Source organism: Candidatus Methanocrinis alkalitolerans, from assembly GCF_029167205.1.
GTDB lineage: Archaea > Halobacteriota > Methanosarcinia > Methanotrichales > Methanotrichaceae > Methanocrinis > Methanocrinis alkalitolerans.
In genome coordinates this window covers 66,458-90,295 of record NZ_JARFPL010000003.1, presented here as the reverse complement: position 1 = coordinate 90,295, position 23,838 = coordinate 66,458, and the positions used below count along the sequence as shown (strand labels likewise).

Annotated in this window: 21 protein-coding genes; 8 read left to right on the top strand and 13 right to left on the bottom strand. The window is 58.2% G+C overall.

Features of this window, described 5'->3' with window-relative positions; genetic code table 11:
• Nucleotides 1-29: 29 nt before the first annotated feature.
• The 5 genes from P0O24_RS01670 to P0O24_RS01650 form a co-directional block, all read right to left on the bottom strand.
• Nucleotides 30-500 carry a 4Fe-4S dicluster domain-containing protein gene (locus P0O24_RS01670; RefSeq protein WP_316968003.1) on the bottom strand — a complete coding sequence of 157 codons (471 nt, stop codon included), beginning with the start codon at nucleotides 498-500 and terminating at the stop codon, nucleotides 30-32.
• A 340-nt stretch (nucleotides 501-840) separates the two neighbouring features.
• Entirely contained in the window at nucleotides 841-1,548 is a 708-nt protein-coding gene (locus P0O24_RS01665; RefSeq protein WP_316968002.1) for a hypothetical protein, read from the bottom strand.
• Between the two features lie 233 nt (nucleotides 1,549-1,781).
• Entirely contained in the window at nucleotides 1,782-2,948 is a 1,167-nt protein-coding gene (locus P0O24_RS01660; protein ID WP_316968001.1) for a fasciclin domain-containing protein, read from the bottom strand.
• A 290-nt stretch (nucleotides 2,949-3,238) separates the two neighbouring features.
• Entirely contained in the window at nucleotides 3,239-4,519 is a 1,281-nt protein-coding gene (locus tag P0O24_RS01655) for an ATP-dependent DNA ligase (protein WP_316968000.1), read from the bottom strand.
• A gap of 6 nt (nucleotides 4,520-4,525) precedes the next feature.
• Nucleotides 4,526-4,822, bottom strand: a complete 297-nt coding sequence (locus tag P0O24_RS01650) for a winged helix-turn-helix transcriptional regulator (protein ID WP_394356655.1) — start codon at nucleotides 4,820-4,822, stop codon at nucleotides 4,526-4,528.
• Between the two features lie 429 nt (nucleotides 4,823-5,251).
• On the opposite strand from P0O24_RS01650, the gene P0O24_RS01645 reads away from it, so the two are divergent.
• Nucleotides 5,252-5,578, top strand: a complete 327-nt coding sequence (locus P0O24_RS01645; protein WP_316967998.1) for a DUF1699 family protein — start codon at nucleotides 5,252-5,254, stop codon at nucleotides 5,576-5,578.
• A gap of 70 nt (nucleotides 5,579-5,648) precedes the next feature.
• On the opposite strand, the gene ftsZ is transcribed toward P0O24_RS01645, so the two are convergent.
• The 4 genes from ftsZ to P0O24_RS01625 all read right to left on the bottom strand — a co-directional run bounded on the left by ftsZ (nucleotide 5,649) and on the right by P0O24_RS01625 (nucleotide 8,983).
• On the bottom strand, nucleotides 5,649-6,821 hold the full coding sequence (gene ftsZ, locus P0O24_RS01640) for a cell division protein FtsZ (protein WP_394356650.1): 1,173 nt from the start codon (nucleotides 6,819-6,821) through the stop codon (nucleotides 5,649-5,651).
• Between the two features lie 103 nt (nucleotides 6,822-6,924).
• Nucleotides 6,925-7,137 (bottom strand): hypothetical protein, encoded by a 213-nt coding sequence (locus P0O24_RS01635; RefSeq protein WP_316967996.1) that lies wholly within the window; start codon nucleotides 7,135-7,137, stop codon nucleotides 6,925-6,927.
• The gene (locus tag P0O24_RS01630; RefSeq protein WP_316967995.1) at nucleotides 7,134-8,135 is read right to left on the bottom strand and encodes a hypothetical protein; all 1,002 of its coding nucleotides are present in this window, start codon (nucleotides 8,133-8,135) and stop codon (nucleotides 7,134-7,136) included. The genes P0O24_RS01635 and P0O24_RS01630 overlap by 4 nt, the downstream gene beginning before the upstream one ends.
• 89 nt (nucleotides 8,136-8,224) lie before the next feature.
• Nucleotides 8,225-8,983, bottom strand: coding sequence for an SIMPL domain-containing protein (locus P0O24_RS01625; protein ID WP_316967994.1), 759 nt, complete (start codon nucleotides 8,981-8,983; stop codon nucleotides 8,225-8,227).
• A gap of 194 nt (nucleotides 8,984-9,177) precedes the next feature.
• Between P0O24_RS01625 and P0O24_RS01620 the strand changes: the two genes are divergently transcribed.
• From P0O24_RS01620 to P0O24_RS01610, 3 genes are all read left to right on the top strand, one after another.
• Complete coding sequence (locus P0O24_RS01620) at nucleotides 9,178-10,098, top strand: RNA-guided endonuclease InsQ/TnpB family protein (RefSeq protein ID WP_316967993.1); 921 nt, start codon at nucleotides 9,178-9,180, stop codon at nucleotides 10,096-10,098.
• 167 nt (nucleotides 10,099-10,265) lie between these two features.
• Nucleotides 10,266-10,529: a zinc ribbon domain-containing protein gene (locus P0O24_RS01615; RefSeq protein WP_316967992.1), complete on the top strand. Its 264-nt coding sequence runs from the start codon at nucleotides 10,266-10,268 to the stop codon at nucleotides 10,527-10,529.
• 78 nt (nucleotides 10,530-10,607) lie between these two features.
• Nucleotides 10,608-11,585 carry a YihY/virulence factor BrkB family protein gene (locus P0O24_RS01610; protein WP_316967991.1) on the top strand — a complete coding sequence of 326 codons (978 nt, stop codon included), beginning with the start codon at nucleotides 10,608-10,610 and terminating at the stop codon, nucleotides 11,583-11,585.
• A gap of 11 nt (nucleotides 11,586-11,596) precedes the next feature.
• Here P0O24_RS01610 and P0O24_RS01605 read toward each other — a convergent pair whose 3' ends face one another.
• On the bottom strand, nucleotides 11,597-12,031 hold the full coding sequence (locus P0O24_RS01605) for a hypothetical protein (RefSeq protein WP_316967990.1): 435 nt from the start codon (nucleotides 12,029-12,031) through the stop codon (nucleotides 11,597-11,599).
• Nucleotides 12,032-12,128: 97 nt separating this feature from the next.
• Complete coding sequence (locus P0O24_RS01600) at nucleotides 12,129-12,587, bottom strand: DUF2240 family protein (RefSeq protein WP_394356649.1); 459 nt, start codon at nucleotides 12,585-12,587, stop codon at nucleotides 12,129-12,131.
• A gap of 135 nt (nucleotides 12,588-12,722) precedes the next feature.
• Here P0O24_RS01600 and P0O24_RS01595 point away from each other — a divergent pair, with 135 nt between their 5' ends.
• Nucleotides 12,723-12,851 (top strand): hypothetical protein, encoded by a 129-nt coding sequence (locus tag P0O24_RS01595; RefSeq protein WP_316967989.1) that lies wholly within the window; start codon nucleotides 12,723-12,725, stop codon nucleotides 12,849-12,851.
• 32 nt (nucleotides 12,852-12,883) lie between these two features.
• Here P0O24_RS01595 and P0O24_RS01590 read toward each other — a convergent pair whose 3' ends face one another.
• Nucleotides 12,884-13,711: a hypothetical protein gene (locus P0O24_RS01590; protein ID WP_316967988.1), complete on the bottom strand. Its 828-nt coding sequence runs from the start codon at nucleotides 13,709-13,711 to the stop codon at nucleotides 12,884-12,886.
• A gap of 568 nt (nucleotides 13,712-14,279) precedes the next feature.
• On the opposite strand from P0O24_RS01590, the gene P0O24_RS01585 reads away from it, so the two are divergent.
• Both P0O24_RS01585 and P0O24_RS01580 read left to right on the top strand, forming a co-directional pair.
• A complete protein-coding gene (locus tag P0O24_RS01585) occupies nucleotides 14,280-15,887 on the top strand; it encodes a hypothetical protein (RefSeq protein ID WP_316967987.1) in 1,608 nt (535 codons plus the stop codon).
• Nucleotides 15,888-20,315 carry a C25 family cysteine peptidase gene (locus tag P0O24_RS01580; RefSeq protein ID WP_316967986.1) on the top strand — a complete coding sequence of 1,476 codons (4,428 nt, stop codon included), beginning with the start codon at nucleotides 15,888-15,890 and terminating at the stop codon, nucleotides 20,313-20,315. It abuts the gene before it with no gap.
• A 325-nt stretch (nucleotides 20,316-20,640) separates the two neighbouring features.
• On the opposite strand, the gene P0O24_RS01575 is transcribed toward P0O24_RS01580, so the two are convergent.
• On the bottom strand, nucleotides 20,641-21,654 hold the full coding sequence (locus P0O24_RS01575; RefSeq protein ID WP_316967985.1) for an immunoglobulin domain-containing protein: 1,014 nt from the start codon (nucleotides 21,652-21,654) through the stop codon (nucleotides 20,641-20,643).
• Nucleotides 21,655-21,726: 72 nt separating this feature from the next.
• On the opposite strand from P0O24_RS01575, the gene P0O24_RS01570 reads away from it, so the two are divergent.
• A complete protein-coding gene (locus P0O24_RS01570; RefSeq protein ID WP_316967984.1) occupies nucleotides 21,727-23,805 on the top strand; it encodes a glycoside hydrolase family 15 protein in 2,079 nt (692 codons plus the stop codon).
• The last annotated feature ends 33 nt before the right edge of the window (nucleotides 23,806-23,838 follow it).

Here is a 23,838-nt window from a genome sequence, read left to right as displayed (position 1 = left end):
TAGGATCCCTTCCCGTCTTTCTTCGGTCCTCAGACCGCCTCGCCGGGGGCTCTCAGGAGCGCCCTCCTCCTGGCCATAAGATGCTGGTCGAGATATACGAAGGACAGGGCCCCCGTGGGGCAGAACCGAGCGCAGAGGGGGTCCCCGCCGCAGAGGTCGCACTTGAATGCGAGCCCCTTTTCGGGGTGGAAGCCTATCTGAGAATGAGAACACGCGGATATGCAAGCCCTGCACCCTTTGCAGAGGGCCTCGTCGATGAGGACCGCACCTGTGGCGACGTCACGCCTGATGGCGCCCTCGGTGCAGGCCGAGAGGCACTCAGGCCTGGTGCACTGGGCGCAGACGGTGGGGACGTTCCTCCCTTCGGAGTCGAACCTGATCACCCGGATCCGGGAGAGGGCCGGGCTGCACTTTCCATCGTGGCCCAGGGAGCAGGCCATCTCGCAGCTCCTGCATCCCGTGCAGAGGGATGGCTGGACCATCAGAGTTTTAAGAGCCATTTGAGATCACCAAAGAACATTGATGTACTATTTTATCCTATGGTGGAGGAAGGCTGCAGCTTATATAAGATTTGCGAGCAGGCCAGAGCTCGTCCTCATACCACAGCTGGCGGAAAGTCTGGCCACTGACAGAAGATCGAAAGATAGGGTGGTGCGCCTGGATTCGGTTGATATATCCAAAGAGAAACGATACCGATCTTGTTTTTGTTAGATAACCCTTTGGTCCATCTCGAATTCAAAAACGCTAATGCGCAGTGCCTCTAAAAACTCTAATCGAATTATCAACCGAATCAAAGAGCACCACCAAAGATAGAGGGAAAAGGGAAGCTTCTCACGCCTTTCAGGGCGGTCTGCAGGTCCCACAGGGAGCGTACCCCCTCTCCCTCGCCACCTCGGGGCTGGAGAACCAAACCTGCTCGCCGGGGGGGATGTTCTTGGCCCATCGACAGTCAGGGTAATGGTACTTGTCCGAATACGCCCATCCGACGTAAAACCGTTTGACCTGGACGGATCCAAACCCCTCCGCGGGGAGCTCTCCTCTGGAGGGGAGATTAAAAGCTTTAGAATCTCTCCACCAGTCCCCGGGGGCTGAAAGGGGCTGGAACTCTCTCACCTTGGCGTACCCCGCATCCTCCAGAAGCCGATTGAAGACCGGAGAAGCTATGGGAACGCGGTTCACCACCATCCTGCCGTAGGGCCCCTTTCCGTCCAGGGTGCGGTCTTCTACATCGAACCAGACCATCTTGTTCAAGAGGACCGAGATCGGCGGGATATCCCCCTTCGAGGAGGCATCCGGCGTCGGAACCTTCGGGGCGCTTCCAATCGCGAGAAAGGCCGGATCGATCCGGAGGGGCATCCCAACCCCCAACTTCGGATCGTTCGATCCTTCGGGATCGTCCGGAACGTCTATCCCAGAAGGGACGTCCGCCTCGATAATCCGCCCCTCCAGAGGAGCATCGGGTATCGGGTCTAGATCAGGATGGTTCGGCGCCCCTATGGAGATTAGAGACGCGGTGAGGATCAGAGCGAGGACGACTTCAGATCGCATCCGTCTCCCTCCAACTATATCGGTCCTCCTCTTGCAGTTGAGAAAAAGTTTCCATCTCTCCGAGGTCTAAGATCCAGCAATGCAGCATAATCAACCGGATAACCTCAGCTTTCATCTCGATCTCATCGATGGGCAGGGAAAAAATGGCCATGGGAAGAGGTTAGAGTAGAGACAGATCTAGGGCCTGTCTCTCCTCTAAATCTCCTCTGACTAACCTGGTATTGGTATCCGTTTCAAGGTGGGACTATGTCACCGAGGGTGCCTTCGTCCATCTCGGGTATGACTATGTCACCAAGGGCGCCTTCGTCCATCTCGGGTATGACTATGTCACCAAGGGCGCCTTCGTCCATCTCGGGTATGACTATGTCACCAAGGGCGCCTTCGTCCATCTCTGGGGGTACGATGTCGGCGAGGGTGTCGCCGATCGTCTCAACGGGGGCCGCGACTTCCGCCTCTTCTGGCAAGATCAGGACCGAGTCGATGACGTGGATGACGCCGTTGCTGCAGACGATATCGGTCGCCGTCACGTTGGCGCCGTCCACCGTCACGCCCTCTTCGGTTACCTCAACGGTGAGGTTTCCGCCCTGGAGGGTGGGTATAGCCGTCATGTTCACGACGTCTGACTCCATGATGGCGCCGGCTGCGACGTGGTACTTGAGGATCTCTGCCAGGGTCTCGTTGTCGATCTCGTCAAGTCCCTCTAATCTTGCAAAGGCGTCGTCGGTGGGGGCAAAGACGGTGAAGGGTCCGTCGCCGCTGAGGACTTCAGCGAGACCTGCGGCCTCGACCGCCGCCACCAGGGTGTTGAAGTTGCCTGCATCTATCGCCGTCTCGACGATGTTCATGAGAGCGGGCTCCTCAACCACTGGCTCCTCAACCACGGGCTCCTCAACCACGGGCTCCTCGACCACGGGCTCCTCGACCACGGGCTCCTCGACCACGGGCTCCTCGACCACGGGCTCCTCGACCACGGGCTCCTCAACCACGGGCTCCTCGACCACGGGCTCCTCGACCACGGGCTCCTCGACCACGGGCCTCTCTACTGCAGGTACCGTGACAGATGGAACGGGAACCTCACATCCTAGGCTCGATGCTGGGGCGCCCATCCCGATGGAATAGCCCTGGAAGGCGGCTGAACCCATCGTGTATTGGTAGGGACTTTCCGAGCCTATGGTATAGGCCTGAAGGCCCCCGGACCCCATGGTATACTGATAAGGACTTCCCGAGCCTATGGTATAGGCCTGAAGGCCCCCGGACCCCATGGTATACTGATAGGGCGTTCCCGAGCCTATAGTGTATGATGGATTTGCTGAACTGCAAACGGTATATGCCATAGCTGGCGATATCATTATGGCGGCCACCAGAAGCGCCGCCGAAACCGCCAAAAATCCTCTGGTCATCTAATCCTTCCTCCGATACCTCTCTAAACATATTCACATACTGAGCTTAAATATTCTCCCCTCTGAGAAGAACCGCACTCTTGACCGGCTCTCAAAGAACTGAGGATCCTTCACGTATATAGACTTTCTTGGCGGTATCGCTCGAAAAAAAGCGGCGGTGGACTTTTATTTCGAAATGCAAACGAAGACCAAATGACCATTCTTGATGAAAACCATCAATAGATGACGCGCCCATCTTTGAGGTCTCATCAGGATCAATCTCCTGAAAGCGGCCCCAGGACGATGCGGGATCAGCCCTTTGGGCCGGAGATTGTGCCGTGGATATGAGATATCAACACATCTCCCCTGCTCCTGGAACCCGGGGTGTAACGTCCGTCTAGATGGCGCATTATCAGCCCTCCGAACCCCCGATCTAAAGACCATCGGAGGAGCTCCATCACCTCGTCGGGATCGCAAGAGACCTTCTCCTCCGCCAGAAATACTTTTGAAGATAGGGGCTCGCCAGCCACCCCTTTAAGCCCTCGGCTCAAAAGCCTCCGACGTTCTCCGTACCCTTCATCGATCATCTCCCGACCGTCCAGGTATAGGAGATCCGATGCCGCAAAGGAGGGGGTCGCCAGATCCTTTGACCTGCCTTTGAGGTTGATCCTCCCCACCATATCCGACCGGGGCGATATCCGGCCACCATGAACCAGGAGAAACTCTCCCTCCATGATGAAGTTCCCCTTTATCCTCATCACCTCTTCTGCCAGGTCGTCGAGGGGCGAAGTGACGTTTCGAAGCTGGCTCGTATAAATGAATACCTGGTCGTTCAACTTGTGTACCTGGACCCTGAGACCGCCGTACCTGACTGCGTAAGCCGCCTTCTCCTCCATCCAGATAGGAAAATCCTGCCCCCTATTATCCCCAAAGAGCATGAACCTGGCAGGATTTGGGGGTGCCAGCTTCACCTCGAATATCTCCCCTCTATAGGCGCTGAGGGCCACGATGCCGAAATCCGGGAGAAGGGCGTACGCCCTCTCAACCTGAGCAGCCTCGACAGAGAAGGCCTTTCCGATGGCATCAGCCATCAGAGACGGGCCCAGCCCCACCATCATCCTCCCCAGAACGGTCCTGGCTATGTACTTGGCCTCCAGAGGGGTGGCGTTCAGAAGAAGCCCCTTAAGGATGGACTTCTTCCTGGAAAGGGAACCCGGCCCCCTCTGATCTGATATCTGGCGGAGGGAGTCGTAGACCTGAAGGGCATCCGTCGAGGAAGAGGTGAGGGTCTGCTGGGACCGCCTCTGAACCATCATAAAAGCCAAATCTCCCAGGTCAGACCCTTCCGATTCTGCAGATCTGCCCCGGCCAGATAGCTCTCCGATGACCTCTCCCAGGATCTCAGGGCCGATCCCCATCTCCCGCGATTCCCAGGGAGGCCAAAGCCGGCCCGATAGAAGTCTAGCCGTCGGTCGGAGCATCTCCGGGAGCATGCTCCTGAGAAGAGATGCCACAGCTTCTGCCTTATCGTCCCTCCGTTCCTCTCTTCTGACCGCCTCCAGAGCTCTGGCGACCTCTATATATGGGAGCATCGGATGCTACCCTTCGACCTTCAGTTCTTTAAGCCCGTCGATCATATCCCGAAGCTGGTCTATGGCATGGTCCAGATCTTCGAGAAACGACCCTGTACGCTCCGTGGTGACCGCTCCAGGCGCCGAGGCGGCGATGAGCCCCTCCTGCTCCAGCACCCGCAGAGAGTATCGGACTTTGTGGCTCGGTATCCCCGTCTCTTCGGCGAGCTTCAGGATGCCGATCGGCTCGTTCTCCACCACATATTTCAGGATTATGAGGTGCCTTTTGAGCATCTCAAGCTCCTTCTTCACCTTCTCTGTCACCATAATTTCACACCCAATCGTAGCACCCATAACAATATTTAGCGAGCAATCTCGATGCTTTATAATTCCATCGATTGACATGGTCCATGTTATCATTCAGATCTTAAAGGTTCGCCCATCCATCTCACATAGGACGCAGGCTGAAGTTCTTCATGGCATATCCGGGTCGCTGAACTCTCAAGACAGGCTACCTCATCAATTTCATGAGAGGTGGCATAAGAGCGTAATCTCCACCGGATGCGATCCTCGGCGTTTGATATCCAGCCATGATATAAAATATCTCGCCCATCAATCCGCAGTTATTTTGAATCAATAAGTTCATATATGAGAGACTAGTTGTTCACAGTATAAAATCAAAGAGATTCGAAAGTTAGGCGCCGGAGCTTCGCGAGAGCTTTTTGGAGTAAAGAGATCTCAGGTGGTCTGGAGATGACGCGAACCTTAAATTCGGAGTTCGACCTGATGCGGCTTGCACCCTGCGATGAGGAACTCATAATAGCCTTTATGCCATCAAACCGCGACATTTATAGGATTCTTCAGACCTGTCACAAGCTCAAAACCGTTCGCATCCATCCCGATACCTTAAAAGAGATGCCCTGCGTCGGCCAGACTCTCCTCTACATGCAGAAGGTAGAGATCTCCGTCGACGACGGCGTCCCCAAAAGTCCGTCTAGAGGAAGCGGCTACACATCTCAGAAGAAGGATGAGACCCCGGCAGAAGCCCACCATTCCGGGGTCATGATTATAGCCCGTTGACCTCTGGATCGATTAATATTCCAAGGCCTTGAGGGCTCTCGCACTTTCATCCCAGCCGCCGCGAGCCAGGTCAGATATCCGTCCGCCTTCTCCTGACGAAATCTATGCCGTGCTTGGATACGACACGGCTCGCTTTGAGGTCCTCTTTGCCCAGGATCTGGGGAGAAGATACCCCGGTCACCACCAGCATCGTCCTTATACCGTTGTCGAGGGCGGGGTCGATCTGGGCACCCCAGATGATCCGAGCTTCTGAGTTGATCCTTTCATAGACCTCTTCCACCACCGTCTCGGCATCGGATATCGTCATGCTGGACCCGCCCACGACGTTGACCAGCGCCGACGTAGCCCCCGATATGTCCACGTCCAGAAGGGGGCTACGGAGGGCTTTGATCACCGAGTCTTTGCTCTTCATCTCGCCTTCCGCCTCCCCCAGGCCGATCATGGCGACGCCGCCGTTGGACATTATAGTCCTGACGTCTGCGAAGTCCAGATTTATCAGCCCAGGCCTCGTTATAAGCTCCGCAATGCCCTTCACCGAACGCATCAGCACCTCGTCCGCCACCTTGAAGGCGGCCTGGAGGGGCAGATCCGGGACGACTTCCAACAGCCGATCATTGGGGACGACGATGGCGGTGTCTGAGACCTCTCGGAGCCGTTTCAGCCCGGCGTCGGCGTTGGCCATTCTGATCGCACCCTCTGCGGCGAAGGGGAGGGTCACCACGGAGATGGTGAGGGCCCCCATCTCTCTTGCCACCTCAGCCACCACGGGAGCGGCTCCGGTACCCGTCCCGCCCCCAAGGCCGCAGGTTATGAAGATCATGTCCGCCCCCTCCAAGGCGGCCCTGATATCATCGATGCTCTCTCTCGCAGCCTCCTCCCCGATGGAAGGGAGGCTTCCCGCCCCAAGACCCCGCGTGGTCCGTCGCCCGATCAGGAGGCGACGGTCCGCGTTTATATGGAGGAGGTGTTGAGCGTCGGTGTTCATGGCAAGGAGCTGTGCCCCCTCGACCCCGGTCTCGGCCAGCCGCTCGATGGTGTTGGACCCGCCACCTCCACAGCCAACTACCTTTATAACCGTCGTCAGCTGCTCCAGAACCGCCACCAGATCCTCGTCGTTCTCCATTGCCCTCGACGGAGATCTCAGGCCCACCAGATCTTCGTCGCTTTCCATGGCCCTTGACGGAGGAGCTGCGCGACCCTCGAGCTCAGATCTGTTAAGAGCCTCATCTATAATCGACTTCACGTCCATCACCTGGGCTTCTTTGTTCTTGAATCTAGCAGCCTATTGGTATATGGATTTTTTCATAGTGAACTCAAAATAGCTCTCGAAAAATGGGACACAGCGACTATTTTATTAAGCTTCTTATAATGAGTAATATTATATCATAAATGTTAGTGGCGAAGTCGGCATAATCCATCGCCGCCTTTTCCGAAGTCGTGACCCAGACATCCTCGTGACCCAGACATCCGTTCGTGGATCCCCCTCTCGATGAGCCGACCTCCGCCTCCAGAGCCATCTCGTCTCCGCGACGACCTTCGATCCTCTCGTTTCCCTTCAAACCCTCCTTCGACTTTCGTCCAGGGCAGCGACGATCCCTCCGAAACCGAGGCTGACGGATATCAGCTTTATTACGGGTCCTGCATAGGGCAGAAGGAAGAGGACGCTCAGAATTATGTAGCCCAGGACGAAGGCTGTGAGATCGTTCCTATCCTGGTTCAGGGTCGATAGAGCCCATCTGCCGAGGCTATAGGAGACGAAAATGTCTGCGAGCAGAAGGGCTGCGACGAAGAACGCCAGGAGGAGGAAACCCAGGGGAAGGCCGACGACGGTCAACATCGAGATGACGATGAGGATCGACGAAGCGACGATGAGCCCGAAGCCCAGCAGGGCCCTTGCCGGCGCAGACTCCCTGATCTTCCGATCGACGGCGGAAACGCCGCCCGGTGACAGCCGAAGGGCCAAAAGGCCGACGATCAAATAGCCCAGGATCATGAGGAAGCTGAAGGTCGATATGACGGCCTTCGACTCGCCTTCAAAAGCCCCCTCCTGCCACCTCTGGAACTTGACGGCGCCAGCGGAGCCAAGGTTCTCGAAGTTTCTGGCGCTGACCCAGAGAGTCCCCTTGACCATTCCGGCGTTATAGACCTCGCCTCCGGATAATGCCGCATCCCTTCCAATCTCCGAGGTGGGGTGGACCCTCACCTGGCCTCCTGCCATCACCACGTTCCTCTCGACGTCGCCCCGGAGGTTTATGGTGCCGCCTGCGGCCACGACCTTTCCGCCGACATCGGAGTTCAGTTCAATCACCCCTCCGGCGACGACCAGGTCGCCATTTATGGGGGCGTTTACGAAGACGTTCCCACCGGCGATGAAGGCGCTATCGACAGGAGCGTTGACGTTCACGGTGTTGCCGCCGGCGAAGAGGTCGTCGGCTATCGGGGAGTCTATGTTGACTACATCGCCCCCCACGATCTCCAGAGCTTCGGCAGCCGGAGCCGTTGCCAGGATCGATGTCAGAAGCAGAATGCAAAACCATCCCATCTTGCCACCGGACATAAGATTATCACCCGTAATAACGATGATCAGGATAAATAAAAAGTGTTCTGAGGTCGGGTCTTTTTGACTGTTTCAGAGCGGCCCACCCACTACGAGACCTGGTAGGTGACGACGACCCTCGATCTGACCGTCACCATCCCCGGCTCGCCGGAGACCTCCTCCTCGAAGGGGTCGAGGAGAGATAGCATAGAGAGGTCGAAGAGGCCCGCCACCTCCAAAGCCCCCGGGTCCGTCCCCGAGGTGGGCTGCAGGACCCGGGGCGGCGAAGGCTCGAATATCTCCAGCCTCTCTTCGAGGACGAGCCCCGCAGCTGAAGCCAGGGATTCTGCGACCCTCTCTGCGTCTTCGACCGCCAGCCTCCGCGCCTCGGCGAAGGCCGCGCCCTTCTCCGCCAGAGCGTACCCGGATATCTCCACCTCGGCCCCCTGGGCCTTCGCCGCCTCGAGGGTTCTATCGACCAGGGCTTCATCTTCCGCGTCGAGCCGGACGGTCGCCTGATCCATCACCCGACTAACCCCCACCTCGGCGACGGTGACGGCGTTGGAGTTGTTCGATAACCTGCTGATGGAATGGATTCTTGATACGCTTCTGGCCCTGCCGGACCAGACGTCTTCGATCTTCAGGCCGGCGTCTACGAGGGCATCTATCGTTCTGTTCAGCCCTTCGGAGCTCTTCATCGATGCGACGGTGGCGTTCTCGTCCTCGGCGGTCACGGTGAAGGTGACATAGACCCTGTCCGCCGGGACGAGGATCTCCCCTTCGCCGACGACCGTCAGGGTTGAGGCCGCCTCCGCCGATCCAAAGAGGGTTAGAATTAACAGACCAAGTAAAATCGCTGCTGCCTTCATAGCCATATTCCCCAAGGCCTTTATTATGGGCGAAGGGGACCATAAAGTAAACGGTCGGATGGGGGTTTATAGAGCCCTTCACGAAAATCTCAGCAGGATGCCCCCGACTTCAGTCGGGGGAGGAATGCGCGCCTACTCCCGCTTCTCCTTGGCACCGAAATGTTCATCTCCATAGATGGGATATGTATATACACATGATGCAGACGCTCAAGGTCAAACTTGAACCGACCCCAGAACAGGTTCAAGCTATCCGCGAGACGATGCATCAGTTTAACGCCGCCTGCAACTTCGTGGCTGACAAAGCGTTTGAGCTTCGTAACGCGAATAAAATCGAGCTGCAGAAGGTCGTTTATTATCCGATTCGGGAACAATTTAACCTCTCCGCTCAGATGGCGGTCAGAGCCATCTCTAAGACCTGCGAAGCCTACAAGAGAGACAAATCGATCAAACCGACCTTCGATCCTGACGGATCTGTCGTCTACGATCAGAGACTCATGTCCTGGAAAGGTCTCGATCTCGTTTCTCTCTTGACTCTCGAAGGCAGGATAAAGGTCCCTGTTGTCATCTGCGAGTACCACGAACCCCGGCTCAATCGGATCCGAGGACAGGCCGACCTCATTTTCGAACGGGGTGAGTTCTATCTCTGCGTCGTCGTCGAAGTTCCCGAGTCTGCGAAGATAGAACCGATGGGTGTTATCGGCGTCGATCTCGGGATCAAGAACATTGCCGTTGATTCGACCGGCGAAGAGTTCTCCGGTGACGGCATCGAGAACCTTCGATCCAAGATAGATAACCTCAAGGCCGATCTTCAAAGCTGTGGGACCGATAGCGCCAAACGTCATCTCAAGAAACTCTCGGGTCGAGAGGCCAGGTTTCGTCGGGACGTAAACCACTGCATCTCCAAAAAGCTGGTTGCGAAAGCCAAAGACACCTCTTCTGTGATCGCCCTCGAAGATCTTCAGGGTATCCGGGAGAGGATGACGGTTTCGAAGGCTCAGAGACGCAAACAGCATAGCTGGGGATTCTATCAGCTCAGGCAGTTCCTCGAGTACAAGGCAGCGATCGCTGGAGTTCCAGTGGTCTACATCGACCCTGCCTCATCGGTCATCGGTTAAGGATATAAAATGCCTTTATCTTGAAGTTCATATTACGCTTTATGCGTTGAAAGAATGAGGTCAGAATTTGAGAACGGATTGCTGCACCCATTTTGATCCCGCCAGACTTGGAGGACTTGCTACCAGGAATGCTATTGCATCGCGATTTTTCCCTTAACCGATGACCAATGGACCCTGCCTATACGTCCCAGGAATGCCCCGTTTGTCATCATATATCCCGGTCAAACCGACCTACTCGGGATCAGTTTGCCTGTGTCTGCTGTGGTTTCTCTGGCCCTGCTGACACCGTCGCAGCTCGGAACATAGCTGCAAGGGTGGGCTGTCAACCTGCCCATCGTGGCCCGATTTTTTGCGGAGCCGCAAGCCCCCAATACTGGCGAGCATCATGCCCGCCAATTCATTGGCGGGTAGTTGACGCCAGGTTATTGTAGACCTTCGTTCCAAAAGATATCTGGGAAGACGCTTCTGCCGGATAGACGGAGGACGGGGCGGGAAGGAAAAACGGATCCATGACCGAAAGATTCACAGAGAGGATCAAAGCGGGGGGAAGAGAGCTCTTCATCCGAGCCGACGGCTTCAGCCGTGGCTCGTTGGGGGTATCGTTGAGAGCTCTTCGCAGCTTCAACGATGCCCAGGGATCCCAGGCTGCTGCAGCTATAGCCTATTATGCCCTCTTCTCCCTCTTTCCGCTTTTTATCATCCTTCTGGTTTTGGCCAGCACCCTATTGCAGAGCAGAGAAGTTCAGGTCCAGATCTTGAGCCTCGTCGGAGAGGTTCTGCCGCCGGGGGAGGATCTGGCGAAAGAGAGCGTCCGGAGGATAATGGAACTGGGTGGCCTTCCACCGGCGGAAGAATTTTTGCGCGACAGCCTCGATGAGGTGATGAGGCTGAGGGTGCCGGCGGGGATCGCGGCGGCGTTGGGGCTCGTCTGGGCCTCCACCTCCGTCTTCATCGCCCTGGCCAGGAACGTAGATAGAGCCTGGAGGGGGTCTGCCCAACGGAACTATCTGAGATGGCGAATCCTGGGCCTCACCATGGCCGGAGGTCTGATGGCGGGGCTATTGGTCGTCTCTCTATCCCTGGCGGCCCTCTTCCGCCTCCTATCCGAGGTTCAGGGCGGTGGCCCTCCCCTCTACGGGGGGTGGCTGGTGAAAGCCCTCACAGACCTCATCCCCGTCCTCCTCGTCTTCTTGATCACATTTCTGCTTTATCTGCTGGCACCCAACACCGATGTAAGACGATCCGAGGCGGCCTGGGGCGCCATCGTCGCCACCTCCGGCTGGACCGCCACCAGGGTGGCCTTCACATGGTACCTGGATATGGGGCCGGCGAGGGAGCAGCTGGTATACGGCTCTCTGGGGACGGTGGTGGCCCTGATGCTCTGGGTCTATCTGAGCGGTATGATCGTCCTTTATGGTGCGCACATCAGTTCCGTCCTCGGCCAACGGAGACGCCTCAGGTTGGACGAAAAGTTGGACGAAAAATAAGATCTATCGACCTAGGGGCAGGCCATCCATCCCGGGGAGCCGGGAGAAGAGCAAGGGTCCGATCCCAGCTTGATATTCATCTCGATGGAGAATATCCCCACCAGATCGGTCGCCTTCCTGCCGTACTCCTCATGACGGCCTCCTCCGCCCATCCGGGGATCCCCCGAGGACCAGCCCAGGTGGGCGGCGCCGACGAGAAGGGAGCTCGCAGGACGGCGGACGGGGGACGTCGTCGAGTTGAGATCAGACGAGACGTTCTCCTCCTCCGCAACCCTCAGGTCGCCCTCTCCGCCAGGGAAGTCGAGGCTGAAGGCGGCACCTTGCCACCAGTCGATGACGAGAAGACCGTCCTCGATCCGATAGAGGCTCTTAGGGGCGACGTCGGCTCCTGCTTCGTCGACGGCTCCGGCTGAAGAGACGACTATGGATAGGAGTAGAAGAGCCATATGCGGCCCACGAGTCGAAAGCGACCCTGAAGATGCCAAGGGAATCACTCCCAAAGAGGGTTTATGCTCTCCTTGTATAAAGCCTTCGCTTCTGAACTCACCGCCTCTCCTCGATGAGGTTGCGGTACGCCTCCTGCGCCAGATCCCTCACGTCGATCCCCATCTCTCTTGCCACGACGAGGGCCACGGCGTCCAGGTTCACCACCCCCTGGAGGGAGTCCTGCCTCTCGTTGACCATGGAGATCACCTCTTTCCTCCCCATCCCCGTCTCGGATACTACGAGCCGAACGGTTCTGTCGAAGAGATCCTCCTCCTTGGACGGCTTGAAGCCGACGGGGACCTCGGCTTGGGCGTCATCGAAGGCGGCGAAGACGTAGTCACCCTCGATCCTGACGAGCCCCTCATCGGCCGCCTCCTGCAGAAGGGCCCTCACCTTATCGGGGGAGCCCCACTTCAGGTCTAAAGAGAGGGCGAATACGAAGTCGCTTATCTTTAGCCTCTTCTTGTCCCGCTTCTTGAAGGGAGTCGCCACCAGATATGCACGCTCACGATCCAAGATATTCACCATACCCTGATGATCTTATCCTCACCATATCCATCTTGGCTCTTTTTTGCGCCAGAAATATGTGTCGATCGAAGGTGTCCATCGGTCTTGGGCCGGCTCATAGATCTGACCTCGCCTTTCCCATCGATGACGACGATGATGACGATCAATTCGATGATTATTAAGGTGACGATGGTGAAGAGGATTGAGGTGACGCAGAAAAAAGTGAGGGTCGCGAGACGGTCCCTCAGGCCCCTCGGGACTGAAGGCCCATAGCGCGGTCTCACGCCCTATAGCCTGGGATCAGATCACCAGACATAGACCCATATCGGGTTGCTCCATCCGGACCTGCTTCCCCAGACTGCGATCTGGTGCCAACCTTTGGCATCGGCTCCGAACCAGGCGTGGTGATAGCCGGGCTGCCAGTATCCCCAGTACTTCCAATCCACCCACCCGTTGGGATACTTCTCATAAGACCAGATGCTCTGATACTGATCGTTTCTTATGATGGTGTTCGTCCTCTGGCCGTACCAGAAGGCTGCGGGACCGCCAGTCCACCTCCCACAGTAGTAGATCCACTGCTGAAGGCCGCCGTAGTACATATGGTACGCCTGGGTCCCACCGTAATAGCTCTTGAACGCGCCAGCTCCCCCGGACGCCATGGGCGTCGACATTCCGCCGGAGGGCATGGGCGTCGATATTCCGCCGGGAGACATAGGCGCCGACATTCCGCCGGGAGATATGAGGTTGGCTCCTCCCGGAAGGCCGCTCACTTCCCTTTCAGAGAGAGATACTCCATCTCCAAGGGAGGATATCGGCGAACCGGTCGAGGCGGAAGGCTTGCTCAACGGCTGCGAGCCTCCGGGCCCGCTGGACGTGGGTCTGCCGTCGGGATAGGTCCCCGTCGGAGTTCCCGGCCCAGCCGTCGGCTCTGGGGTCGAATAAGGTATATCCCATTGCCACTGCCAGTCATATTGCCACTGATCCTGCTGATCGTACTGGTCAGCCCAGGGGTTCAGCCAGGAATAATCGTCTGGATACTGTCCCGGAAACCCAGGCTGTGCTGAAGAGATCGCAGCCATCGATATGAGAACCGCGAAGGCCAGCGTCAAACTTCTCATCGTCCTTTCGGTCAAATATAACACCTCACTTTCAGTCCATGGGCTCTGGGGACTGCGAAGATCTTAAGGAGGTGACCCCCTCTCCATAAGCAGACATAAGCCCAACCGTCGTTCCACCAGTTTGACTCGCCTCGCATTTATAACTTATCATGAGTGTATCTCAGGGCTCACGGGGAAGGACGGTCCGAAATTCGCGGCAGGGTCGTATCCAGGACGAAAAGAGACGGCATTTTGGAGGATGGGCTTCATTAGATCGATTATTGATGGGGGAATCGCCGCAAAGCTTATTCATCCGTAGTCCTTCTCATTCCCCTGCGCATATGAAATGTCAGTACCCAACAGGTCAGCAGAGAAAAATCGGAAGATGAGAACCCGCCCCCTCTGACGACATCGTTGAGGGGGTGCGCGATCTCGTGGGTTCTCACCGGCGTTCCCCCCCGGCCCCGTGCCGGGATTAATACGAGGATGGCGCCGATCAGGACTGAGAAGTCGGGCCTTTCCCCGGGGACGGGGTCCCCGACCGACGAGACGAAGGCGGACCCATCGTCCAAACGATCCGCGATCAACCTAACGTGGTGCCCAGATGAAGCTATTTAACCTGCTCGCCATCCTGTCGCTGCTCGTCTCCGTTTCCGCGGGAGAGCTAGCAGCAGATAGAGATCGATTCGAAGTGGAACTCCATCCCGGTGAGATGACAAAACGAACCCTTATCCTCGAGAATATGGGGGATGCGCCCATATTCGAGATCATCTCCATCCCCGTGGCAGGGACGGCGAAAGACCTGGTGAAGGTCTCTATCCCGAAGTTCAAGTCCCTGGGGCCAGAGGCCGAGGACGTCTACGACGAAGAGGCGCTGAAGGTCGAGATCACCTTCTCATCGCCACCGGAGACCGCCCAAGGCACATATTCCGGATTCGTCTACTTCTTCGACGAGACCAGATCGTTGCCCCTGATGGTGGAGTTCGAGGTCGTCATCACCGACGAGGAGAGCTATGGGGTCAGCCTCAGCATAGACGATGCGAGATCGGCCTCTTCGACGGTGGACCCTGAGAAGGCCGCAGAGTTCAAGCTTCTGGTCAGAAATGCGGGGCTCTTCAAGGACGTGATATCCGTAGACGCGCCCCACCTTCCCAGGGGATGGAGAGCTACGCTCTTCGACGGCTCAACACCCGTGAACCTCCCCTACAACCTCACCCTCTCCTCGGGGGTGAGCCGTCTCCTCGACCTGGAGATAGGAGGAGGGATGGCCGGAGATAAGCGTCAGATAGAGATATCGGCTACATCCCTCAGCGATCCGTCGAAGAACGCCTCGGTCCGGGCTGAGGTGGAGGTAAACCAGGAGATCCGCACCTACGAGGCGATTCTGAGGCTGCCCGAAGAGCTGGTGGTCAACAGAACCCATACAGGATCGATCACCATCAAGCTTAACGTCGACGAGAAGATATCCGTCGAGGTGGTCTCTGCGCCGGAGCTGTTGGTGATGCCCAAAAGCCAGACGATCTCGGTGGGAAAGACGAAGTCCGGGGAAGGGGAGTTCACTCTGATGGCTACGAGGCCCGGCAGGTTCGATATCGTATTTCTCCTTCACGACTCCTTCGGAATCCCCCTGCCTACTGAGAGAGCTGAGGTCTTCGCCGCAGATACCGGGACCTTCGCCATCGTGACCGGGGACGGCCTCCTCTATCGAGCCCTAGCCCTCTCCTTCGCTGAGGGCAGGGTGAATGATACCGTGCCGGTGATCACCCTCATCGGAGGCGAGCTGGACGGCGACGACCTCGAGGAGATGGAGCAGATGCCTCTCGCCAGGGTGGTGATCCTCGGGGACGAATCGGTCGTCCCCTCCACAGTCGAGAAACTCCTCGCAGAGGTTATGCCCACCGAGAGGATCGGGGGCGAAGATATCTGTGAGACGTCGTGGCTCTTCGCTTCGACGATCTGGGCAGGGGGGGTAGAAGTCGTCGTCCTGACGGGAACTGACGATGTGGAGGCCTTCGCCGCGTACGAGGCGGCGAAGAAGATCGGAGCACCCCTGATAATCTGCGCAGGACCCCTTTCGGAGGCGAGCTCCTATGCCCTGGAGAAGATGATGGACGGTGGCCTCGCAAGAGCCATCGTATGGGGAGACGGTGTCGATGAAGGCCTGGCGGGGGCGCTTAAAGATGCTGGGCTTTCCATTGAGGAGGCGGAGTAATTGAGACGCTTTTTGACGCTCCTGACGTTATTTGCGGTCTTGGCGATCGCCGCTTGCGGCCAGATGGAGAGGGGGACGAAGTCACAACCCCCTGAAGAGGTGATCATGGTGGGGGCTGACGACTGGCGCGCTGCGGTCGCTGCGACGCCCCTTGCCATCTGGTCGGAGGAGGGGGCCGTCGAGACGAGGCCCCTCATAATAATGCCGAGAGATATCGCCGCGGGGGAGAGGATGGGCTGGATCGATCGGTCTGATCTCGACCGTTACGGCCCGACGTCAACCCTCCACTCCATGGCCGCCGGCAACGTATCGGCTGTGATGATCGACGGCGAGGGTGACCTCGTCAAGAGCCTTGTCAAAGCCGCCAAAAAAGAGGGGATAAAGGCCTACGTCACCGCCACCCTTGAGGTTCCCGAGGGCTCCGAGAAGGAGGTCTCCGATGAAGACGTCCTGGCCGCAACCGACAGAGATGCGGCGATCGGCCTTTTGGGAGAGCTCCTCGTCCAGGACCGGGGGGCTCAAAAGGCCCCACGATCCGGTCCCGCCCCAGAAGGGTATAGAGACCTCTACCCCGACTCGGCCCAGATCGCCGTATCCTCGGGAGGGGTCGTCGTCGCCGACCGGCTCTGTCCTGTGGACCCTGAAGCTAGGAGCCACCTCTACGACCGGGTCCAGGAGGTGATAGAGGATTACGGCGCCGACGGCGTCGTCCTCTATAAGTTCGGGTTCGTCGACGAGGAGCACTGCTTATGTGACGTCTGCAAAGAGGAGTTCTACAACGACACCGGTGTTGACCTATCGAGGGTGGGGTCCAGCAGCTACAACCGCCAGCTATGGAACCGATGGAAGGAGGAGAAGGTCCTAGAGGTCGTCGAGGAGGCGGGGAGGATGGCAGCTGAGCTCGGTCCCGTTGAGTTCGGCGTCGCCATAGGAGATCCCTTCGGCAGGAGCGAGGGGTACAACTACGCCGAGATATCTGACCGCTCCGACTTCGTGGTGGTGAGCCCCGTCGCCCCCGCGGATATGAAGGTGGCCGTCGGATTGACGGAGACGCCGACCTTCGTCAGGCTCAGCGACGACTACGTCGAGTACACCATATCCACCCAGAACGTGATGGGGACCGTCGGCAGGATCGAAGAGCTGGCGAGCGTCGGAGCCGCCGGCATGGTCTTCGAGTACGACGTCGTCTACACCCCCCTCTGGTCGGAGCTCCAGCCCCCCTCCCCCTCCGTCCGGTGGCTCCTGGACCGCCTCGATGGAGAGGTCCTGGGGATCGGAGACGTCTTCTGGGACTGCGATGACTGGATAGAATCCGACGACAGCTTCCAGATGGCGGCAGAGATCGCCTCCAGGTGGGATAGGTCGCCGGGAGCAGTCCTGGTGGGCGACAACTACAGCGCCGCCCTCAACGGGGCTGCGATCGCATCTTATCTCAACTGGCCGATCCTCTTCGTCGGTGACGACCTCACCAACTCCACAGAAGACAGCCTCGTCCGCCTCGGGGCCACCGCGGTCGTCGCCACGGGGCCCATGGGTGAAGCTGCCAAGGCCCGTCTGTCAGACCTCAACATGACGGTCGTCGAGGGGGACGTGGGGCTTTTGATCCGGGAGATGGGGGCTAGGGGGGACGATGTAGAGTCGGTGATACTCACCAACTCTCGCGACATATCCCTCCTGGCTCCAAAGCCCGAGTCGGAACTTTTGAGGACGGATATAGACGACGACCTCATCCTGGAAGTCGAGGTGAACCCCACCGCGATACCGTCGGAGAGGGAGGGAGAGATCGTCAGGCTGAAGGTCACCCTCAAGAACCGCGGTGAAGAGGAGGTCACCAACGTGACTTTGACCGACCTTTTCATGCCCGGCAGGCTCGTGGTCTGGTGGAGCACCGCATCGGAAAAGGTCCAATTCTCAGATCCCCTCACCGGAAGGGAGCCGAGCCCCGAGGGGGCGTTCCTTCGAGGGAGCAGACTGAACTGGACGGTGGATCGTCTCGGCCCCCGCCAGTTCGCCACTTTGAACCTGGAGGTGATGATCCTCCACGCCCTCGATGCCGGGTGGACTCAGCCCCTGGACGGCGGGATCTCGGTGACTTATACAGGTCCGAAAGGGGATAACGATAACGAGGTCGATGGCGGCGAGCCGCCGAAGAGAACCGCCGACGGTCCCTTCGTCAACGTGACCCATCCTGGAAGGATGCAGCCTGGATGGACCGAGATATCCTGGGAGGTGACCCGGCAGCTCCACCACGTCGTTTTGAACTGCTACAGCCCTGACGGATCGAGAGAAAGCCGGATCATCTCAGAGAGCATCCCCGGAAAGGTGTCCAGCGCCACCGTCCTCTTCAGCGGTCCTGGTTCCTGGACCTTCAACCTCGAGGCCTGGAGGAGTGAGGGGACGATGGACCACATGACCAAGAACTTCACGGTGGACGTCAACTCCTCCGCCAGCCCCATAAACGTCAACGCCTTCAGCTTCACCAAGATCCCGAAGCTCTCCCTCCTCTCAGCCCAGATGGCAGCAGCGAGGAAGGGGGTCGTCTTCGACGCTGCAATAGACCCCCAAAAGCTGAACCCGACGGGGGTAGAGGAGGACCTCCAGGCGAAGGTCGAAGAGATGGAGATCTCTCCAGAGTACCTGATGGTGGTGGGGGGACCAGGTGCCCTACCCTTCATCTCTACGGGGGGGAGGCAGTCGTCGAGCGCCTTTGAGTACGACATTCAAAGAGAGTACATGATAAAGCTCGACGACGACGGCTACCAGGACGTGGCATCGGGGAGGATCATCGGCCTCAGCGTCTACGACGCATCCCAGATGGTGGCGAGGACCCTCGCCTACGACAGGATAAAGGGTGACTGGAGAGACTCAGCCCTGGTGATATCTTCACCCAGCGACTATCCGGCCACATGGCCCCAGTCGCCGATCCCCAACCGGATCGGAGAGTACCTGAGGGCTGCGGGGCTCGATGCCGAGAACCTCCGGTGGGAGGAGGCGACCTACCAGAGGGTCTCCTCGAAGATGAACAGCGGCGAGAACATCGTCTACTTCGATTATCACGGCGTCGACTGGGGCTGGCAGCTCTCTCGTTGGGCGCTGATGGACCATGTCATGGACGGAGAGCAGGTTAAGAAGTTGACCCTCGCCCCCCAGACCACCACCACATCGGCATGCCTGACGTCGAAGCTCAAGGGCCAGATCTTGCCCTATCGAGGCGGGATAGAGATTTACATCCCCACCAGGCTTGAGGACTCCATGGCCCTGGCGTTCCTCAAGGCAGGGGCGGTCAACTACGTCGGGTCGAGCGCAAATTCCTGGATCTTCGTATCGGACGATCACCCCGGGAGGATGTATCAGGCCCTGGTATTCGAGAACGCCACCATCGGCGAGGCGATGATGGCGGCAAACAACCTTTACGTATCGAAGATCATGGCCGCAGATGGGATCGACCTCGCAAAGATCGACGAATACCAGCCGTGGTACGTATCCATCGGTGATATGCTCAACCAGACCGCGAGCATTTACACCCTCTTCGGCGATCCCGCCTTCAGACCGACGATCCCATCAACGCCGGATTTGCCGTACCGGATCGAGGTTTCGAACGCCACAGAATCGAATGCCACCGATGAGGTGACCGTCTCAATAACCCCCACCTCCGAATGGTCCAGCGACTGGATCTACTGGATCGTGAAGGACTCCGCAGGAGGGTATCGGAGCCTCAACGCCCCCCCAGCCCTGATGGGAGAGCTGATCCTCCCTGAAGACGCCGAGGAGATCGTGGTCAAGGAGCGGGGACGTGCGGTCTGGCACGGCGAAGAGCTGATCGGATCCGAAAAACGGGTGATGTGGCCGGTTTTGAGCCCCGCCATCGGCGAGATGAGGAGCTTCACCGTCGAGTACAGGCTGGTGCCGGGGACCGTCCAAGTCGTCAACGTCTCGGTGGGTTGGAGCCCCTTCTCGATCCACCTCAACCCGAAAGATCCCTCCGTCGCCAAACTCCTCCAACGGAAGAGCTACCGGGGCATATTCTCCCTCTCCGAAGACGGCTGGAACTTCACCATCAAGGACGACAGCGCCGCCAACGTCACCGACCTCTTGCCCGGGAGGGGTTACGTCATCGACGGCACCGAGAGCTTCTCCCTGGAGATAGCCGGAAAGCCTGTGGACCTCCCCTACATGGTGGAGCTCCACCAGGGGTGGAACCTGGTGGGGGTTCCCACCAACGAGACTGTGGCTATAGCAGACGTCAGCGTCAGGGCGAACCACAAGCGGTATACCCATTCAGCGGCCGTCAGCGAGGGGATAATCTCGGCATTCCTCTGGAGATATCAGGACGGGAGCTGGGAGCACGTCGGGAAGGACGAGCCGATGATCCCCGGGGAAGCCTACATGGTGGAGGCCGCCGTCGAGTGCAAGCTGGAGTTCGGCTGAAGAGCCGAACCCCCTCTTTTTTTTAGTTTCATCATCCATTATTTTCATCATCCTTCTCTCATCAGCCCCCGCCTTTCAACAAAAAAGGTAACTATTCAGCCCACCGCAAACAGCATCATCAGACCCGCTCTTAGAGATCTCGTGTGGCCAGTTCCAGAAAGCTAACTTCAAGTAACCTCGGCATTGGATATCGTTTTTCATTTTGGTGCAAGTTGTTGATCGGCATACCGTTATAATCAAAGTCAGCATCATGCGGGCGATTCGGTATAGCTGAATAGTTACCAAAAAAGAAGGTGCCATGACCTATTCCAAGGTCAAGGCGACCTCAACTGACGGCGCGGAATTGGCATTTGCAGGGGCTTATCCCGTCGCACTCCCACCATCCGACGTAGAACCTCCCCGAATCCTCGTCACTCTCTCCGTTGCAGGTCACATTGCAGGTGTAGTAGCCCGCATCATCGGGCGAGACGTTCCTTATGACGTAGGCGCTCTTGGTCTCACCGTCTATTATCTCCCCCTCTCCCGTCTTGGAGGAACGCCCCTTATACCACTGGTAGGCGGCATCAGAGCATCCCGAAGCTATTGCCCTCAGCGTCGCGGTCTCCCCGGGGCACTTCGCCTCGTTGAGGACTACGACAGCCAGGTTCTCGAAGACCCTGTACTCGATCACATTGCTCGTGGTGGTGACGTTCGCCTTGGCGTTGTAGACCTCATACCATACCGCGTAGTCGCCGGGGGCGTCGGCGGTGAACCAGGCCCTATAAGCCCTCTTTGCCTTCACCTGCCAGTCGGGGACGTAAGTCAAGAGAGTATTGTCGGGCTTCAGCTCGTAGATCGTCAGCTTCCCGTCCATGCCCGGAATTAACAGCTCCTTTGCGAACCGATCCTTCTGGAGAACGAGCTTCGTCGTCTTCACGTTGGTGCTGTACGGAAAGACGATCCAGAGGGCGTTCTCCTCCGGGCCAGGGATTCCAGGATGATCATCGGTCTCAGACCATCCCGGTTCCTCCCCCATAGATCCTCCGAAATCGCTGTAGAACCCCTCGTCGATGATCCAGTCGTCGACGGGATAGTCCCAGTCCGACGGTGCGTCCTGCTCGTCGTCTGCGCAATGGTCTTCTCCGACGGAGGGGGCGTCATAAATCCCGGCGTTACCCCAGACGAAACCGTCGCCGAGATTGAGGTCATACCCGAAGTCGAAGTCGAAATCCAGGTCACCGCTCCAGAAGGAAAGCTCCTCCCCGAAGGGCGAGCCGATCTCGTCGTCCTCTCCCACGGACGAAGAGATGGATACAAGACCGATGACCATTACGGCCATCACCAGTTTAATCGCCTTCATGCTAAACAATCTCCCTGGCATAGACTCTGTAGCCTACTGATATAAAAGATTTATTTTCAATATTTTTTGGGTTTGGACTATAGATCCACCCTGGAAGAGGTTAAAATACTAAAGTTGCCAGAACCCTACTATCCGCCCCTGGAGGAGATACCATTGGCAAGACCTCTGGTTTTGGGAAACGGCAGAATTCTGATATGCGAGGACGAGTGGGGGACTATAAGGGACGTCTACTTCCCCTTCGTGGGGCTCGAAAACCACGGCCATTCCGTCAGGGCGGGGATCTGCGATCTGAAAGGGTCTCGCCGATGCAGCTGGTTATTTGAGTGGTGTCCGGTCCAGAGGTACAAGTCGAGCTTCCGCCGGGAGTTCACCAGAGGGGCTCAAAGCCTGGCAGGAGATCGTAAGCTCGACGAGGAGGGGGTCGTTTGTGGCCTGATATCGAACATCGGCGAGACGACATTTCGAAGCCCCTCCATGGAGCTGGAGGTCGTCGTTCTGGACGCGGTACACCCCTCTTCCAACGTCTTCTCCAGGATCTTCGAGGTGAAGAACCTCTCGGAAGCCAACAGAGAGCTGAGGCTCTTTTCAAACCAGAATTACAGGCTCCTGGAGAGCAAGATCGGCGAGACGGCGGTGGTGGACAGGGACGTCCTGATCCACTACAAACGGGACCGGTACATCCTCCACGGCAGCGATCCCAACTTCGACCAGTATGCTGCGGGCACCGCCGAATGGAGGGGGCTGGAGGGGACATGGCGGGAGATCCTGGAGGGGGGAGAGCTCAGCGGAAACCCCGTCGCCCACGGGTCGGTGGACTCGACCCTCGGCTGGACGATCTCGGGGCTTGGGCCCGGGCAGTCCCGGAGGGTCCAGATGTGGATCGCCTTCGCAAAGAGCTACGAAAAAGTGATGAGAGCTCACAGGCGGCTCAAGAAGGTTGAGAGAGCGAGCCTTTACAGGACCTCATTCAACTTCTGGAACTCCTTCCTCGAACGGATCTCCGTCCTCCCCGAAGCCGGCCTGATGAGCCGCCTCACGGAGAGGGTCCGCCAGATCTTTTACCGAAGCCTCCTCGCCACCGTCGCCCACATGGACATCAACGGCTCCGTCATCGCCTCCTGTGACTCCGATATAAGGCAGTTCGGGGCCGACCTATACACATACTGCTGGCCGAGGGACGCCGCCTGGGCCTGCATAGCCCTGGACAGGGCGCGCTACCACCACCTGAGCTGTGAGGTCTTCGACTTCTTCGCCAAGACCATCACCGATCGGGGATACTTCCTCCACAAGTACACCCCGGCCGGAGACTTCGGCTCCACATGGCACCCGGTCCCCATGATCCAGATCGACGAGACGGGCCTTCCCCTCTTCGCCCTCTACGTCAACTGGATCACATCGAGGAACGTCTGGACCGCCGGGAGGTACTTCGGGTCGGTGGTGTCTCCCGCCGCCAACTGGCTCCTGAGCGTCCTCGGCGAATCCGGCCTCCCTCCACCGAGCTTCGACCTCTGGGAGGAGAGGAAGGGGGTCTACACCTACAGCGCCTGCACCGTCTACGCTGGGCTATTGGGAGCCTCGGAGCTCGCCCTCGCCCTGGGAGACGACGCGCACTCCGATGCCTGGTCGACGGGGGCGCAGAGGGTCAGAGAAGCGATAACAAGCCGGCTTTATGACGATCGGCTGGGCCGGTTTCGTCGGTCGGCGGAGGATACGGCCATCGACTCTTCCTTATTTGGAGTATGGTGGTTTGGGGTTCTGCCCCCCGACGACCCCCGGGTCGCAAGGACGATGGAGGCGGTGGAGAGGTATCTATCGCGGCCGTCGGGGGGCGTCGCCAGATACGAAGGCGACCAGTACGGAGGCAGGATGAACAGCTGGATCATCTGCACCCTCTGGCTCGCTCAGTGGCATGCGGCGGTGGGCAACTTAGAGCGGGCCCTCGATATGATAAAATGGTGCGCAGATCACGCCCACCCCACCACCGGCCTCCTCCCCGAGCAGGTGGCCGACGACGGCAGCCCAAGATCGGTTCTGCCCCTCACCTGGTCGCACGCAGCTTTCATCCTGGCGGTTTTAGAGTACCTGGAAGCCCTCGGGAAGAGGGTGGGTGGAGAGAAGGAAGTGAAAGAAGGAGGGGAGGGAGGAAGGTGAGGGGAGGTGAGGTGAGGAGTCGGGCCGGCCGGC